The sequence below is a fragment of the Roseibium sp. JB4-4 genome (assembly GCF_055693425.1).
Map to the genome: position 1 here is coordinate 1,379,446 of NZ_CM146333.1, position 16,224 is coordinate 1,395,669.

At 54.6% G+C, this 16,224-nt stretch carries 15 protein-coding genes; 7 read left to right on the top strand and 8 right to left on the bottom strand.

Annotated elements, in window-relative coordinates; all coding sequences use genetic code 11:
* The first annotated feature begins 72 nt into the window (after positions 1–72).
* Positions 73–462 carry a VOC family protein gene (locus tag ACZ1HV_RS06400; protein ID WP_298983326.1) on the top strand — a complete coding sequence of 130 codons (390 nt, stop codon included), beginning with the start codon at positions 73–75 and terminating at the stop codon, positions 460–462.
* Between the two features lie 51 nt (positions 463–513).
* Here ACZ1HV_RS06400 and ACZ1HV_RS06405 read toward each other — a convergent pair whose 3' ends face one another.
* Together ACZ1HV_RS06405 and ACZ1HV_RS06410 are read right to left on the bottom strand one after the other, a co-directional pair.
* The gene (locus ACZ1HV_RS06405; protein ID WP_298816043.1) at positions 514–1,755 is read right to left on the bottom strand and encodes an HlyD family secretion protein; all 1,242 of its coding nucleotides are present in this window, start codon (positions 1,753–1,755) and stop codon (positions 514–516) included.
* Entirely contained in the window at positions 1,755–2,267 is a 513-nt protein-coding gene (locus ACZ1HV_RS06410) for a hypothetical protein (protein ID WP_472717631.1), read from the bottom strand. The genes ACZ1HV_RS06405 and ACZ1HV_RS06410 overlap by 1 nt, the downstream gene beginning before the upstream one ends.
* 157 nt (positions 2,268–2,424) lie before the next feature.
* On the opposite strand from ACZ1HV_RS06410, the gene ACZ1HV_RS06415 reads away from it, so the two are divergent.
* A complete protein-coding gene (locus ACZ1HV_RS06415) occupies positions 2,425–2,601 on the top strand; it encodes a hypothetical protein (RefSeq protein ID WP_298958211.1) in 177 nt (58 codons plus the stop codon).
* Here ACZ1HV_RS06415 and ACZ1HV_RS06420 read toward each other — a convergent pair.
* The 6 genes from ACZ1HV_RS06420 to ACZ1HV_RS06445 all read right to left on the bottom strand — a co-directional run bounded on the left by ACZ1HV_RS06420 (position 2,598) and on the right by ACZ1HV_RS06445 (position 10,430).
* Entirely contained in the window at positions 2,598–3,365 is a 768-nt protein-coding gene (locus ACZ1HV_RS06420; protein WP_298816040.1) for an SDR family NAD(P)-dependent oxidoreductase, read from the bottom strand. The genes ACZ1HV_RS06415 and ACZ1HV_RS06420 overlap by 4 nt on opposite strands.
* A 158-nt stretch (positions 3,366–3,523) precedes the next feature.
* Positions 3,524–4,879: an adenylate/guanylate cyclase domain-containing protein gene (locus ACZ1HV_RS06425; protein ID WP_472717632.1), complete on the bottom strand. Its 1,356-nt coding sequence runs from the start codon at positions 4,877–4,879 to the stop codon at positions 3,524–3,526.
* A gap of 100 nt (positions 4,880–4,979) precedes the next feature.
* Positions 4,980–6,131 carry a helix-turn-helix transcriptional regulator gene (locus ACZ1HV_RS06430; RefSeq protein WP_472717633.1) on the bottom strand — a complete coding sequence of 384 codons (1,152 nt, stop codon included), beginning with the start codon at positions 6,129–6,131 and terminating at the stop codon, positions 4,980–4,982.
* A gap of 360 nt (positions 6,132–6,491) precedes the next feature.
* Entirely contained in the window at positions 6,492–7,316 is an 825-nt protein-coding gene (locus ACZ1HV_RS06435; protein ID WP_298816033.1) for an MBL fold metallo-hydrolase, read from the bottom strand.
* Positions 7,317–7,326: 10 nt separating this feature from the next.
* On the bottom strand, positions 7,327–7,785 hold the full coding sequence (locus tag ACZ1HV_RS06440) for a cyclic nucleotide-binding domain-containing protein (RefSeq protein WP_152502590.1): 459 nt from the start codon (positions 7,783–7,785) through the stop codon (positions 7,327–7,329).
* A 62-nt stretch (positions 7,786–7,847) separates the two neighbouring features.
* Positions 7,848–10,430 (bottom strand): ATP-binding cassette domain-containing protein, encoded by a 2,583-nt coding sequence (locus ACZ1HV_RS06445; RefSeq protein WP_298816030.1) that lies wholly within the window; start codon positions 10,428–10,430, stop codon positions 7,848–7,850.
* A 231-nt stretch (positions 10,431–10,661) separates the two neighbouring features.
* On the opposite strand from ACZ1HV_RS06445, the gene ACZ1HV_RS06450 reads away from it, so the two are divergent.
* From ACZ1HV_RS06450 to ACZ1HV_RS06470, 5 genes are read left to right on the top strand one after another with little or no spacing between them, the layout of a single operon-like run.
* Entirely contained in the window at positions 10,662–11,882 is a 1,221-nt protein-coding gene (locus ACZ1HV_RS06450) for a glycosyltransferase family protein (protein WP_298816029.1), read from the top strand.
* A gap of 51 nt (positions 11,883–11,933) precedes the next feature.
* Positions 11,934–13,154, top strand: a complete 1,221-nt coding sequence (locus ACZ1HV_RS06455) for a glycosyltransferase family 4 protein (protein WP_472717634.1) — start codon at positions 11,934–11,936, stop codon at positions 13,152–13,154.
* Between the two features lie 19 nt (positions 13,155–13,173).
* Positions 13,174–14,301, top strand: coding sequence for a glycosyltransferase family 4 protein (locus tag ACZ1HV_RS06460; protein WP_472717635.1), 1,128 nt, complete (start codon positions 13,174–13,176; stop codon positions 14,299–14,301).
* Entirely contained in the window at positions 14,298–15,452 is a 1,155-nt protein-coding gene (locus ACZ1HV_RS06465) for a glycosyltransferase family protein (RefSeq protein WP_472717636.1), read from the top strand. Before ACZ1HV_RS06460 ends, ACZ1HV_RS06465 begins: the two co-directional genes overlap by 4 nt.
* Complete coding sequence (locus ACZ1HV_RS06470) at positions 15,449–16,207, top strand: polysaccharide deacetylase family protein (RefSeq protein WP_472717637.1); 759 nt, start codon at positions 15,449–15,451, stop codon at positions 16,205–16,207. Before ACZ1HV_RS06465 ends, ACZ1HV_RS06470 begins: the two co-directional genes overlap by 4 nt.
* Positions 16,208–16,224: the final 17 nt, after the last annotated feature.

Below are 16,224 nucleotides of genomic sequence, written 5' to 3' on the forward strand. Positions count from 1 at the left end.
CTCTTGACCTCAACTTAACTTGAGGAATTATCTCCAGTGTCCCGATCAAGTCAATCTGAGAAAGGACACCAGATGAGCACCCCCTTTTTGGAACATGTGAACGTCACCGTGAGCGATCCGGAAGCGACCGCAAAGCGGCTTGAAACGTGGTTTGGATGGAAAGTTCGCTGGAAAGGTGCAGCGAAAGACGGTGGCACCACCTATCACATAGGCAACGAAACCAGTTATGTGGCGGCCTATACACCTGCGCACACGACAGAGGCGGTGAAGGAAAGCAGCTATTCCCGCCACGGCGGCCTCAACCACATTGCCGTTGTCGTGGACGACTTGGATGCCACGGAAGAGCGCATAAAGGCTGGAGGTTACAAGACCCACAATCACGGTGACTACGAACCGGGCCGCCGCTTCTATTTCGACGATGATGACGGTATCGAATTTGAAATCGTCAGCTATTCCAGCTGACGCCCAGGACCGGGATCGGGCGGCGAGAGCCGCCCGATCCGGACTGCCTGTTTAGTGCCCAGACAGTACAAGTGTTCTGATCGGGTACTGGATAGCCTGACTGCGCAAAATGATGGCATGCACCAGTCCAACAGTGTCGACCACATGCAGGAAAACATACTGCGCTGTCGTCAAGTCCTTGTCCTCCAGAAGCCTGTCGTGATTGCTGGTATAGGCATTCACTTCACAACTTGCGCCCGGTGGCAGCTTGTCGAGGCCGCCTTCATACAAGGGCTCAAGGATCGCTGTAACGGTCGATGTTTCCGACGCCTTGGTCGCATCCACAAGCTGGCTACCCGTGCTGACCTGACCAGCAGCAATTTCAGACTGAACATCAGCCACGACCAACGGGATGATGGTGAATGGAACGGCGGGACAAAAAGCTTCAGCAACCATTCCCCGTTTGATGACCTGAGCCTCGACCTGCCCGAAACCGGCAACAATCCGCTCCTGCACTGAATCGTGGGGAATGAGGATTCCCGCCGGGCGCATCAAAGGATTGACGATCTCGCCGGGACGCAGCACGAATTGGGTGACCATGCCGTCGACACCGGCATAAACGGTCATTTTCCCCAATTCGACTTCAGCTTCTTCAAGCTTTGCCTCTGCGCTTGAAAGCTTTGCGGGAAGCGCAACGTTGATCTTGGTTTCAGCAAGGTCCTTGTTTGCTTTCGCAGCCTCGAGTGCACCCGTGCGGGAATCAACCGTGTTCTGCAGCTTTTCCAGGTCACGCTCACTGACGACATTCGCATTGCGTTCGAACAATTCCTGTCGTGTATCAAGCTCGTCCTGGGCCTGTTTCAATGAAGCTACAGCCTGGTCAACCTGTGCGGACGCGACCGCAAGCTCGCCCTCTGCCAGGGCGATTTCACCCTTGATCTCCTCAACCTGCTGCTTCGCGGTTACGACATCGGCTTCCTGCCGACTGCTGTCCAACTTGAAGATTGGTGCACCAGCCTTGATCTCCGTCTCAAGTTCGTTGGGAACGAATATCTCTTCGACCCGACCGGACGCTTCCGGCAGGATGGGAATTGTGCGGAATGTCGACACCGCGCTTGTTGCTGTTGGGTGGTAGTAAAAGATCAAAGTGATCAGGGTGATCGTGAGCATCAGGCATGTCACGATGCCAAATCTCAGCTCATACCAGACCGAATAGAGTGTGATTTCATGACCAATTCGTTTGCCCTGCACATATCTGCGAAACAGGTAGTCAGGAAGAATTGTAATCATCGCACTGAAAAGCGTCTCGAACATTATTTGTCCTCCTGCTTTTCTGTTTGAACAACCGGAGCATCGGCAGCTGCTTGTGTTGCCATTGCCGGTCCGGGATCCGTTACAGGTTGAGAAGGCGCTGCCTCAGACGCAACGGTCGTTTCAAATGGTTCCGGGTTCTCCTGTGCTGGTTCACAGGACCCATTTCCAGAACGCTTCGCGAGTTTGCTCATCGAGTTTGCTATCGATTCCAGTGGTGTCATGAAGTCAGGCATCTGCACGAAAGCCAGAACGAGCGCAGCAACCCAGAATATCTGGTTATGGGTGAACAGCGCCAACAACCCAAGCACCGCAACAAGTTCGAATTGAATGCGGCCGTGCTTGTGGGCAAGGCGTTCAGGCAATGAATGCAGATACAGGTAAAAAGTGCCAAGAAGCACCACAATGACGATCAGACCGATGAGGACACTCGTCATCATCTGGTCGCTACCGTCAGCAGCTGGAATAAAAAAAGGTAGGTGATGGGGCGCTAATTCGTGCGCGTTTTCGGCCATTGGTTTCTCCCGTGCGTACCAGGGCGCCGGGAAAAGTCCGGCAACGCTGCGTCACATTAAAGTGGAAACTGAACCGACCGTGTTAAAAAAACAAGCCAACTGAAGATCTTGCAGTGGAAAGCCGCAACCTGAAGCGCTTCCACAGGTCACGTCCAGGGTGCGGATCCTTAAAATCACACTCTCAGGCGTCAATCAGGCGGAGATTTGCGGGAAAAGCCTGCAGGCCATGTTTGCTGAATGGCGCAAAGGCTTTGACGCTGCAACTCAGGACCTGATCGGCATCCTTCGGATCGACAGGGACAGGATCGTACAAAATTCCAGGTTCGCGCCCTAACGCGGCGCCATGCGAATTGCACCATCCAGACGGATGGTCTCGCCGTTGAGCATGTCGTTTTCGCAGATCGATTTTACAAGCTTGGCATATTCCGACGCCTTGCCAAGCCGCGAGGGAAACGGCACCTGCTGACCCAAGCTGTCCTGAACCTCCTGGGACAGTCCGAGCAGCATCGGCGTTTCGAATATGCCGGGAGCTATCGTCATCACGCGAATGCCGGACTTTGACAGATCGCGCGCCACCGGGAGCGTCATGCCTGCGACACCGGCTTTCGACGCTGCATAGGCAACCTGACCTATCTGACCGTCAAACGCGGCGACCGAGGCCGTCGAGACAATCACACCGCGTCCGCCGTCGGGCGTCACAGGCTCCAGATCAGCCATTCCGGTGGCTGCCAGAGACAAACAGCGGAAAGAACCGACCAGATTGACGCCAATCACCTTTTCAAACATGTCGATGGGATGCGGCTCACCACGTGACGTGGTCTTGGCGACCGGAGCAATACCGGCGCAATTGACAAGGATACGTTCCTGACCATGTGCTTCACGGGCTTTTGCAAATCCCTGTTCCACACTCACCTGATCCGTCACATCAACATTGACGAACAAGCCGCCAACATCAGCAGCCATATCCTCGCCTTGTTCAGTATTGCGATCGAAGAGAGCCACTTTGACGCCTTCGGCTGCAAGCATGCGCGCCGTCGCGGCACCGAGCCCGGATGCACCGCCTGTAACAACAGCGGCCAGTGAGGAATCCAATTTCACCTTGCTCTCCCAAATCATAATTCATTGAAAACAATGAATTTAATTTACTCTATTGACGATATGGTCAATTTACGCGCCAAAGTGACCGAGAAATGCTCTCCGGTCAAGCATTTCCGCGGACAATCAGTATGAAGGAGACAGGAACGCCGCGACTTGCTTCAACGCGCCAACACAACAAGATCCAGCGGCTTCAAGACACCCGATACGACGGTATCACAACGAATTTCCGCATCCGGGCTCTGATACCCCTGGCTCTGTGCCAGTTCCCAGGTGCTTTTGTCTGTCAGCGCTTTTGTCAATTGCGCCTTGTTGGCGTCTTCCATCTTTGCCGCGCGGTTGACGGCATCGCCGATAACGGTGAATTCCAACCTGTTTTTTGAACCAATGACGCCGACCGTCACCGGACCGGCAGCAACCGCTGTGCCAATCGTCAGAGTTCCAGGCCAGCCCGCGGTGCGGAAGCGCTGTTGATCTGACCTGACGCTTTCCACAAGCGTGGTTGCAGCTACTAGTGCATCGGCTGCAAAACTCTCCGAAGGCTGTACCGCTCCAAAGGTCGCCAGAATGCCGTCTCCCAAAAATTTGTCGACCCGGCCCCCGGCCTGATTGATCACTTCAACCGCCAGGTTCTGATATTCGGCAAGCACCTTTAAAACCGCTTCTGGAGGAAGAGAAGATGACACCGACGTAAAGCCGCGGATGTCCGCATAGAGGATCGCCGCCTCACGCAGGTTGCCTTCTCCCGCCTGAAGCTCTGTATTGGCATCTGTAATAGACGCGGCAACTTCAGGCGCGAAGAAACGCCGTAAGTCCATGGCCGCAGCGTGATCGCGCGTTGCCTCGAACAGCATTGAGCGTCCCCGATAGAGCGCAACCGACAGGATGACGGTGACGGCTAAGATCACCATGGTCTTGTCCAGCTCCGCGCCCACCAAGATCGAGTTTCCGGTCAGGTATTCCACATAGTTTCGGGTGACCCGCATGGAGTCCATGTCTGCAAAGGCGGCATAGAATACCAGGCCAAGCCAACCGGAAACGGCGACAAGGCCGGTGGTCAATACAAAGCGCGGATCAAAACGAAGAGCTCTCAAACCAATGAAAATGAAAACATACATGAGTGTCGGCGTCTTGAGATAAAACGCCGGATGCTGGTCGTACTGAATGTGAAACGAAAAAATGAGCCCGACCAGCAGCGCCATGTCGACACCAATGGAGATCAGCAGATACCACTGTGGAAGCTCGAACCGGTACGACAGCAGCAATCGAAAGATCGTGAACAGGAAGTACGCGCCGAGCGCAATCGGCACAAAATTAAATCCGGCCGACCCCTCCGCACGCGGCGCGATGATGTAGAGCGTCGAAAAAAACAGCACTAGACCCAGCTGCACCCAACTGATCAGGCGCTCCGAGGAGGCTTCATGAGCACGGATTTCGGCGCGCACACGGTCAGGAATGCCGGATTCCGGCGGCCCGCCACGCAATATGTATCGCATTTTGTCCGAAAGTGAGCTCATGTTGACCCTTCAATCCAAGGCCTCGGAGTTTCCACTTATATGCTGCGACGCGCAATAAGACCTTCGGGAATGTGAGTCAAAGTGAAGAGCTGTGGACCGGTCACACACTGCCACTCAGGCGCAAATGCTCGATCTTGCAGACAAGTTCGCTCTGTCGATGGCACCCTGACTTCGACAAGGCTGCCTTGATCTGATTGCGCACGGTATGAACGCTGACGCTCCGGTTTGTGGCAATCTGCTTGATGGATTGTCCATTTGCCAACATCACGGCAGCAGTTGCTTCAGTCTTGCTGAGGTCAAAACAATCTTGAACCTGTCGCTGCAGTGTTTCCATGTCTGTTTCAGGTTTGATTGCGACCAGAAGAGCCGGATTGTTCTTGGAAACAAATGCCCTGAACGGCGTTCTGTCCAATTCATCAAGCCGCACAGACATTGCCCGGCACGTCCAGCCTTGACCTTTTGGATCCTTAAAGTTCCAACTCCCAAAAGGCGCCTGCCGGCCATTGCCTTGAAGTTGGGCCATATGACTGAATTCAAATTGGATTGCATCTGAGCAAAACCGGACCCGCTCGCCAAATGCTGCCTCGATGACACTGCCTTCGGAGAGCAGTTCCTGAGCTTCGCTGCTCGCGTAGTGGATCCTTCTGCCGGCATCAACAAGCAGTATGGCAGTCCGCGAACCGAGCCTGTGCTGTTCGGCGGCCCACTTCTCAAACGACAAGCCTGCGATCGTCCGATTGATTTCAAGCGACTGCCGAATGATCGGCGCCAGATCCCTGCAGAGCTCAAGCCAGTCGCTTTCATACTTCGCCCGATCCTTTTCCCTTATGTTGCCGCCGATCAGAAACATGCGGTCGGCGTCGTTGGCCAGCATGGCACCCCCACCGCCCCAAATGTCTTCCATGGGCTGCAGAAGATCCGCATAAAAGGATGTTCTTTTGAGTTCGCAAGGGACAATCATCTCGTCAGAGGAAATGGTATCTCCAACAGCGCATTTGGTGAAATGGGCCGCATAAGGGTTCTTATCCGAATAGTGCGCTTCGTATAATTCAAGGATCCCCGGATCATAGCCCGAGGCAAATGCCAGCGGTGCAACCTTGGTCAGCTGATCGAAGCCAATCAGTTGTGTGCAGATGCGCGTGCCTTGCACTGTTCCCATTTCATCGAGAAAAGACTGCCAGCAAACCGGGTCCATTGCAGCAGCCACCGCAAGATTGTACAAATGCAGGAATTTTTCCGCAGAAATGACCACCTTTGCCCCCCAAGGTTCTCACATACGCGACGTCAATTCGGCATTTCTCACGTGCGGTCAGTAAAAAATCCGGCACGCTTAGCCCAAATGGACCATGCACTTAATGTATACACCCTGTAAACAACTTTTGATCGCAAAGGTCATTCGTTCTCAACGTGTTTGGAAGTTGAGAGCGTCTGAATTCCGGGTGCAATCAAGGAATTCCCGCACTCCTGTAGTCGGCAGGCGATCAATAGTTTAGCACGTATTATTTTTTTGGCGGCCGTTTGGGCCGCCCTTTTTAGTTTGGCGGTTCAAAGAAGCAAGGCGCAGCGAACCAGAGCACATCCATCTAGTGCTGGATCATTGAATGGATGTGCTCTAGGGCCGCAGCACCATGCCTTCACTAGCAACCAGCATACCTGGATAGCTGTTTTGTGCAGCAAGCCCGATTTCATCGAGCTCATCATCAGAACGGCGCGGATCGTGATGGAACAGGACAGGCGTCTTCACATCACCGTCCTTGGCCAGCTGGACAGCCTTTTCCCACGTCGAGTGTCCCCAGCCCTTGAAGGAAACATATTCACTATCCGTGAACATGGCATCGTAGATCATGATGTCGGCGCCACGCACGAAATCAGGCAATGCCGCGTCGATTTCAGGATCGCCATGTTCGTGGTCCGTGATGATACAGATCGACTTATCATGATAGTCAAACCGATAGCCGCAGGCACCGCCCGGATGGTTCAGTTTCGTGGTCCGAATGACCAGATCGTCTTCACGCGGGATGTTGTCGCCTGCAGTGAACGATTTGAATTCGACGGCTTTCAGCGTCTTGGCTGCGACCGGAAAGATCGGCGGTGACATGATCCTGCTGACGATATCGACAAGGCTTGTTTCATCCTGAAAATGGCCGGCCCAGGCAGTCACTTCAAAACTCGGGTCATAAGCAGGCTTGAAAAACGGCAGACCGCAGATGTGGTCGAGATGCGTGTGCGTGAACAGAAGATCGAAACGGCGATGTTTCCCTTTGAGAAGCTCCATGCCGAGGTTTCGTGCGCCTGATCCGCAGTCAACGAGGACGAGCGCGTCTCCCGCGTGGATTTCGAAAGACGCCGTCTCGCCGCCATACCGGAGAGTGCTCGAACCCGGCGTTGGAGTAGAGCCTCTGACTCCCCAGCATCGAAGCGAAAATTCCTCAGCCACGTGTTACTCCCTAACCACCGGAGGACCCCCTGCGCGCATCCGCAAGGTCACGGGTCGTGCGCTCAAGACGAAGCGCAAGCGTCCGCATCACCTCCAGCGATATATCCGGAAATTCTTGCAAGAGTTTCAAGAAATCATCTTTTGAGACAGTAAGCACGTCCATGTTGTTGGCTGCGACAAGTGTCGCTGTTCTGGGAACATCACACAAAATAGCAATTTCACCGACGATGGAGTTTTCCGACACCTGAGCGACTTTCTTTTCGCCTTCCGGGGTCTGGACCAGGACATTCGCGTCGCCGGACAAGATGATAAAGGCGCAGTCACCTTCTTCACCCTGGGAGCAAAGACGCTCTCCTTCCGGATACTCGGTCCGATCGCTAATGAAGGCAAGGAGACGCAGCTTGGTCTCGTCAATACCGTGGAATAGCGGAACCTTGCGAAGGGCTTCGACTTCAGTTTCTAGTGTCATGTTCTCCTCCCCGGCATTTTGGGCCGCTGCTTCGCGGCCTTACCGTGTTTTCCGCCATTGTCCTACCCTTTGTCTGCAATACGTCCCTGATCCAAAACGAAGCGCTTTTCAAATTCACCGGCAATATCCATGTTCGATGTACCGAACAAGAACGTTTTCCCGGCTAGTATTCCCCGCAAACCACTGCGCAATTCTTTGTCGTCATCTGTCATACCTGTAGCAATATCATCCAATATGGTGATTTTTGCGTTCTTCAGTAGACCTCTAACCAATGCGATACGCCTGCGCTGGCCCGCTGACAGCCGCGAACCCGAAACGCCCACATGGTAGCCGAAGCCGGCATATATGATCGGATGGCGCAGTCCCGTCTCTTCCACAATGGCACGGATAACGTCGTCGATGCGCCGTCGGGCGTCCCTGCGGTCAACCCTCGCGCGACCGAACAGCAAGTTGTCTTCGATTGTGAGCGGCGGCAAATAAACGTCAGGATCGAACGCGACGAACCCATCGCTGTTCTTGACGACGCCCTCCAGGAACCGCTTGCGGGCCGCCACAACTTCATCCTTCAAGCTGTCGTCCATAACGCCAAGACGGTGTCTTGCGGGGACGAGCTTGAATGCCAATCCGGTCAGACGAGATTTGTCCGCTTCTGTCAGACCCGGACGCTGGTGCCCAGACTTCGCGATCCTCACAATCCTTTCAAACTCGGGCAGATCATCCTGATTGATGAAGGAATAGGACCCCAGAAGACCACTGTCGCCAGAAACATTGGAGAACAGCTCCAGCATGGTTTCGGCGATCTTCAGGCCAATCTGCTGCAGTTTGACATCAAACCCGGTGTCGGCCAGGAACGATTTCACCTCTTCGAGGTCGGGCACCTCGTCCATGGTGATATCCGGATCTGAAGGTACGGCAAAGAACAGGTTGTCGGCCAGACTTGCGCTGGCGTTGAAACGATCCTTGTGCCAGAGCTCGACCAAACCACCCAACGCGGGTTCGCTGGCAATGCGGCCAGCCAGGTTTTTGCGCACATTCAGGATCTTGTCTGCAAAGGCGTCGTTCATGGAAGGATCAAAGCGCGATTGCAAACCGAGCCGATAAATATCCTTGTCGAGTTTAACCGCTTCAAGCAATTGCAGCGCCTTGGCGTCGAGTTGCTCCTCGTCGTCAACGCCAGCTGCGGACAGGTCGTCCCAGTCTGCTGCTAGGTCATAGACCGGATTGCGCGTCTGGTTGGCTTCGTTGACCCTACGCTTGTAATTCTTGAGGTCTTCCCCTTCCCGCTCGGGCGGCACAAGAGGACGGTGACGCAAACCATAATAAAGATTGTCCCGGATCGTGCCGGTCCAAACGTGAACAGCACCGCCGACATAGGCGATTTCGCGGCCAAGCGTCGAATCGGTCAATTTGTCGAGGTCATGCTCGCCGATGCTGACTTTGCCCGAAGAGGCCGAAACCAGGCCAGCCGCAAGTTGCAGCACTTCTGAACGACCTGACCCGTCGGGCCCGACAATCGCGCATGTGCTGTTCGCAGGGACCGTCAGCGAGATATCCATGACTTCCTGACCGGCCGCACCGCCGGAGAAGCTGACACTTTCAAACTTCACATCACCCGACAATTCAACCTGATCGTCATCGGTCAGGCGCTCGGTGTCATAGATGTCCGGCGGGTCGAAATTCTCGACAACGGTCTGGTACTTGACGCTGACATCAGCCGTCATCTGATAGAAGGACAGCAGCAGCTTCCATGGTCCTGCCAGATCCTTGTAGGCGGCGATCACGGCCAGCAAAGCACCTATACTCAGGTTGCCCTGAATGACCAGATACCCGCCGATCAGGTAGAAGAAGAACGGCGTCAGCTGGTTCATGAAGTTGTTCAGGAACTTGATGAGAAACTTCCGGTTAAAGATCTCATATCGGATCTTGAAGTTCTCATAGAGACGGTCGGAAAGGTCCGCCGAATGCCAGGCTGCAGCATCATTGGCGTGGATCTCTGCAACACCGGTGATGCTCTCGCCGACCTTGTCTGCGATCAAGCGAACGTTCTTCACCCGTTTGCGAGAGAGAAGAATGACTTTCTTCTGCAGCATCGGGATGATGTAGCCCTGGATCGGGTACGAGCTGATCGCGGCCAATCCCAAAAGGGGATCCTGCATGAAGATAAAGCCCAACTGAACGATCAGCATACCGCCCTGGTAGGCGGGCAGAGCAAAGGCTTCACCGATATAACCGCCAACATCCTCCACTTCGGACGTGATCATCGGAATGATCTCGCCGGAACTCACTTTCCGGAAATGCGGCAACCGAAATCTCAAGACCCTTTGAAAGAGCTCGAAACGCAGACGGCGCAACATGCGCTCACCCAGGCGGCCCTTATAGACATTCAGATAAAATTTAAGCCCGTTGGAGACCACAACGAGCGCCAGAAATGTCAGGCAAAGGAGAACCAGATACGGGATCTGGTCAAAGTCGAAACCCAGAACGGCGCGCGGGAAGTTATCTCCCTGGACGGCATCGTTGACAATCAACTTGGGCAATTCGAGCAGGAAATAGACCACCGGGTAAGTAAGGACGGTGACCATCAAAATAAAAATCTGCTGGCGCGAACTATACTTCCAAATGAAGCGGAAAAGGCTTTTTTCCATCAGCTCATCCAAACAGAAATGGATCAAAAATGTGCAAGCAGATCATATTTGGTATATTAACGATCCGAATTCGAAGTGCTAGCCGGGTTTAGCATTTGGCACAACCGTATTGAAAGTATCAGTTGACCGTTCCTTGTCGAAAGATGTCTGTCAAGACAGATCGGAACGTGACAAACTCCAGTCAATTGAGACATAAGTGCCTCGGGGCAAATTTACAAATTTAGGGGCAGTATGAGTTCCGGAACGCCTAAGATACTGATCTATAGCCATGATTCGTTCGGATTAGGCCACTTAAGGCGCTGCCGTGCAATCGCTCAGTCTCTGGTCGGAGACTTTGACACTCTTTCTGTTCTGATCCTCTCAGGTTCACCGATCATTGGCAGTTTCGAATTCAGAACCCGTGTCGACTTTGTCAGGATTCCGGGTGTCATCAAGCTGCGCAATGGCGAATACACACCTTTGTCGCTGCACATCAACATCGATCAGACACTGGCGATCCGTTCGTCGATCATCGAACATACGGCCGAGATATTCGAACCCGATATTTTCATTGTCGACAAGGAACCGCTTGGCCTGAGAGGCGAAGTGCTCGGCACATTGGAAGCGCTCAAAGGCACCAACACCCGCCTCGTACTGGGCTTGCGAGACGTGATGGATGACGCAACCGTTCTGAAGGAAGAATGGGACCGCAAGAACGTCTTCCCGGCGCTGAAAGAACTCTACGATGAAATCTGGGTCTATGGCCCTGAAGATATCTGTAACCCGCTGGAAGGCATGGAGTTGCCGGAAGGTGTGCAGGAAAAACTCCGATACACGGGTTACCTGCGCAGGGAAATGCCGAATGCTGCACTGGAGAACCCCGCTCCTGCCCCGTTCGACGAAGAACCCTATATTCTGGTGACCCCGGGCGGGGGTGGTGACGGCGTTGAAATGGTGGATTGGGTCATGCGGGCCTATGAAGCGCGCCAGCGACCTCTTTTTCCGGCATTGATTGTGCTTGGCCCCTTCATGCCAGCTGCTTCGGCAGCGCAATTTACCGAACGGGCAGAGCATCTTCGCGACGTGGAGGTTATTCGTTTCACGCCCCAGATCGAACCCTATCTTGCCAATGCCACGGCAATTGTCGGCATGGGGGGCTACAACACCTTCTGTGAAATTCTGTCTTTCGACAAACCCACTTTAATGGTGCCGCGTGTCGTCCCGCGCCGCGAACAGGCCATACGCGCCGAGCGGGCGGAAAAGAGCGGCCTCTTGAAGGTCCTGCCGATAGACTGCTATCCGGATCCCGATCTTATGGCGACGGCGCTGTCGGAGCTTCCAAACCTCGCGCCACCCTCGGCCGCAGGTGTCGACAATCTGCTTGGCGGACTGGAAGTTATTTCCGGACGTGTCGGCGAAATCTTCGATGAGCAGTATCCGGCGGATAGCAATGTCAAACTGGCTATAGTCTGATCGCTATCGCGATTCGCAGCTCTACGACCAACCCTCTCAAAGATCGAAGTAATGTCCAGAATTGCCGTTGTGGTCAAAGGCTATCCACGCCTGTCTGAAACTTTCATTGCACAGGAAATTCTAGGCCTTGAGCGGCGTGGAATAGGCATCTTGATCGTTGCGCTGCGCAAACCCTATGATCCCTTTATTCACGACCTGCACCGACAGATATCCGCGGACGTTCTCTATCTTCCCGAATATGTAAAGGACGACCCGGCGCGTGTTGCCAGGGCCAAGCGTTGGGCTGAAAAGCAACCAACCTACGAGAACGCCAAAGCGCTCTTTGAAGCCGACTTTGCCCGGCAATCCAATGCGGACCGGCAACGCCGCTGGTCGCAGGCCTGTGTTTTTGCTCACGAATTACCAGATGACATCGCCTGGATTTACACCCATTATCTGCATACTCCTTGTTCCGCAGCACGCTATGCAGCGCACCTGTCCGGTCGTTCCTGGTCGTTTTCTGCCCATGCGAAAGATATCTGGACCAGTCCGGAATGGGATTTGAGAACCAAGATCAACGACGCGGCCTGGGGTGTGACATGCACGAGTGTCAATGCCACTTTCCTCAAGGGACTTGCCGAGACACCCGACAAGGTCGAGCTCCTTTATCATGGGCTCGATTTTTCCGGATTTCCGGAGCCTTCCAAGGAAATTTCAAAGCGCGATGGCAGCGGAAAGCCGGTTCGGCTCGTATCCGTTGGACGTGCGGTTGAAAAGAAGGGGTATGACGATCTGCTGAGTGCACTTTCAAGGCTGCCCGGCCACTTGAACTGGAGCTTTACGCATATCGGTGGCGGCGATCTCTCTGAAATGCTGAAGCGAGAAGCCGACCGGCTTGGTGTTGCAGATCGCATCACCTGGCGCGGTGCCCAACCGAGGGAGGAAGTCATCGCGGCTTGCGCGGAGGCTGACTTGTTCGTTTTACCATCGAAACTTGCAAAGTCCGGTGATCGGGATGGACTGCCAAATGTTTTGATGGAAGCTCAATCCATGGGGCTTTGCTGTCTTTCAACCCGTGTCTCGGCAATACCGGAGCTTATCGTTGACGGTGAAACGGGTGTCCTTGTGGAACCGGGTGCCCCAGATGAACTCGCAGATGCCTTGAGCGGCTTGATTGCAGCCCCGGATCGCAGGTGCACGCTTGGACTTGCCGCTGCAAGCCGTGTTCGCAAGGAGTTTTCAACTGACCCAGGCCTTGACCGGCTGGCAGAGAAGTTTCGTAAGGTGCTTTGATCCGCCAGCAGGACTTTTCATGAAGATCGCTTTCACAGCTCCGATGAAACCCCTTGATCATCCTGTCCCATCCGGTGACAGGACGATGGGACGTCTGATTGTAAAAGCCCTCCGGGCAGCAGGGCATGAGATTGAGGTTGCCAGTACATTCCGGTCCTGGCGCAAGGTTGGCAGCGACGAGCTTCAGTCAAAGGTGAAGGCCGAAGCTCTCAAGGAGGTCAGCCGTATTGCCAACACCTGGAAATACGATGGGAGCAAACCAGACCTGTTCCTGACGTATCATCTTTATCACAAGGCTCCGGACTGGATTGGGCCGGCCCTCACCGAACGGTTTGATCTGCCTTACGCTATCATCGAGGCAAGTCGCGCACCGAAACGCAAAACAGGCAATTGGGCATTCGGCTTTGCTGCAGCCGATACGGCACTGCGACAGGCCGACGCCGTTGCCGCCATTCACAACGCTGATGCTGAGTGCCTGCGAGAGGTCGTCCCAGCAGACCGTCTTGAAGTTCTTTTGCCTTTTCTGGATGCAGAGCCTTATCAACAGGCGGCATCAACAGCCAAACCTCCCGCAGCTGCGCCCTTGAAGCTTCTTGCTGTCGGAATGATGCGTGAAGGTGACAAGTTTCGTTCCTATCAGGTTCTTGCCAGAGCCCTTGACCGCCTGATGCAGCTTCCATGGCATCTGACCCTGATCGGCGACGGGCCTGTCCGCTCCCAGGTGGTTGACCTCTTCCCGGCAGACAGGATCACCTATCTCGGCGCTCTCGGGGCGAAGGAATTACCGGCGCAATATGCTCAACACAATCTTGTCGTCTGGCCTGCAATCCGCGAAGCATTCGGACTGGTGTTGATGGAAGCACAAGCGGCTGGTACGGGCGTTGTCGCCGGTAATACGTTTGGAGTTCCCGATATCGTCCGGCAAGGCGAAACCGGATTGCTTTCGCAGGAAGGCGATGTTGAGGCCTTTGCCGCACATCTGGAAAACGTCATCAAAAACCCAGGCATTGCCGATCGATTGGGTATGGCAGCCAGCGCATACATTTCCGCCAACCATTCACTGGAAGCCGGGGCTGCCCGGTTGAACTTGTTTGCCCGCAAGGCCGTCGAAAACCATAAGCGGACCCAGAAAGATCAAGGAATATGACCCGCAAGGCCTTCATTCACGTGCAACATCTATTGGGAACAGGCCATGTGGTCCGGGCAGCTGCAATTGGCAAGGCGCTGGCCTCCGCAGGTGTTGATGTGACACTGGCCAGCGGCAACAAGATCCCTCCGACCCTGGACACCGGCCCGCTTCACATCGTTGAACTTCCCGCCTGTAAAAGCCCCGATGCTGCGTTCAAGCGACTTGTTACTTTAGACGATGAAGATATTGACGATGAATGGAAATCTGCGCGCGTTAAGGCATCGATTCAAGCGTTCGAGCAGGAAGACTTCGATCTGCTTTTGACAGAGACCTATCCATTTGGGCGGCGCCAACTGGACTTTGAACTGAGCCCCCTCCTCGGTGCTGCGAAGGCACGGTCCAGTCCTCCTGTTATTGCAACATCCATTCGCGATATTCTGGTTCGCAAGAAGGAACTGTGGAAAGAGGAGTGGATGGCTGACCAGGCACTGAACAATTATCATCGAGTGCTGGTCCATTCCGACCCGGATTTTGTCCAACTTGCCGACAGCTTTCCATTTGCGGATCGGATAGAACATCTGATCCGCTATACTGGTTATGTCGAAGGGAATGCCCGCACCGCCTATGGGGGGTTTGATGGCGAAGACGAAGTCATCGTTTCCTGCGGTGGCGGTGCGGTCGCTGAAAACCTGCTGACAGCTGCCCTGGATGCCCGCCCACTTTCGCGACGTGCCGGAGACACCCATTGGCGGGTTCTAGTGGGTCACGACGTGCCGGATGACACCTTTCTTGCCTACCAGAAACGCGCGTCGACCGGTGTCAGTGTTGAACGGGCCCGCCGTGACTTTCCCGACCTCTTGAAACGCGCCCGGCTCTCCGTCAGCCAGGCTGGCTACAACACGGTGCTTGATGTACTGACTGCAGGCGTCGCCGCAGTCTTTGCGCCGTTTGCCCAGCAAAACGAGACGGAGCAAACACAACGCGCGGAAGCATTGGCACGACATGGAAGGGCAATTGTTACACCCGAAGTGGGTTTGACACCTGAACGGCTTGCCGTGGCAGCGGATGATGCTCTGGCGCTTCCCCGCAGTCATCATGCGGTTCTGCTCGGCGGTGCTGACAAAAGCGCCGAAATTCTCCTCGCCGATCTGAAAGAGCGCGCCGCATGACAACGGACCTGCAACGCTTCAAAGACGAACTGACGGCTCATCTCGACTGGTTTGCAGAACGTGGGCGCAAAGTAAGGTTCTGGTGGCGGGACGATGACGCAGTAGAACCGACGCCAGAACTTGAGCAGATGCTCGCTCTTTGCAATCGCCACAAGGTTGATGTTGCGCTTGCCGTTATTCCGAAGAACGCGACTGAAGACCTTGCAGCTCGGCTTCAAAACGAGCCGCATGCATGGGTGCTGCAACATGGCTGGCAGCACAAGAACTTTCAACGCAAGGATCTGCGCGAAAAGGCTGCGGAGCTTGGAACCCGGCGCGACCCGGATGAGTTGATGGCGCAGCTTTCCAACGGCAAAGCGCGGCTCGAGACGTTGTTCGCCGCCAAATTCATCAAGGCTATGGTGCCTCCCTGGAACCGGATCGCGCCTGAAATTTCACGCCGATTGCCTGGTATGGGACTTGCGGGTCTTTCCACCTTCACTTGGCACAATTTCCCGCGCGACCATCAGGTTCAGTCACATATCGACATTATCAAGTGGAAAAAACAGGTTCGCTTCATCGGCTGGGAAAGTGCTCGGTTACGCTTTGACCTGCAGCTCACGCGCCGCCGCAATACTGGTAGCGAACCGATCGGCCTGCTGACGCATCATTTGGCGCATGACGAAGGATGCTTTGAGTTTCTGGAAGAGTTTCTGGCCATTGCCGCCCACCATGAAGGTGCGGAATGGCCGGGCGTGAAAAGCCTGTTTGACTGAAGCTCAAACCACAAGAC